Source organism: Bacillus sp. SIMBA_031, assembly GCF_046535225.1.
Lineage (GTDB): Bacteria > Bacillota > Bacilli > Bacillales > Bacillaceae > Bacillus > Bacillus velezensis.
The window spans coordinates 1-239 of sequence record NZ_JAWRXC010000643.1; the positions used below are offsets into that span (position 1 = coordinate 1).

Annotated in this window: 1 protein-coding gene; it reads left to right on the plus strand. The window is 42.7% G+C overall.

Annotated elements, in window-relative coordinates:
- Positions 1-222, plus strand: a 222-nt coding sequence (locus SB724_RS21660; protein WP_410573121.1) for a type 2 periplasmic-binding domain-containing protein, incomplete at its 5' end; no start/stop codon positions are given.
- Between the last annotated feature and the right edge of the window lie 17 nt (positions 223-239).

The following is a 239-nucleotide window of genomic DNA, read 5'->3' on the forward strand; positions in this document are numbered from 1 at the left end:
GCAGGACATGGCATAGGGCGTATACCGCTATACGATGCATGGCCAAAAGTACAAGCGGGTTTATTGCAAATTATAATTGACGACTACAAAAGCAAGGATATTGAATTGTATGGAGTTTTCCCGCCAGGGGCGACGGGGTCTAAAAAGTTACGTTTGTTTGTTGATTATTTAAAAGCGTACTTTGTAAAACAGCATACGGCATTAGGTATGCGTAAGGGCTAGCGCTCGGTTAAATAAGG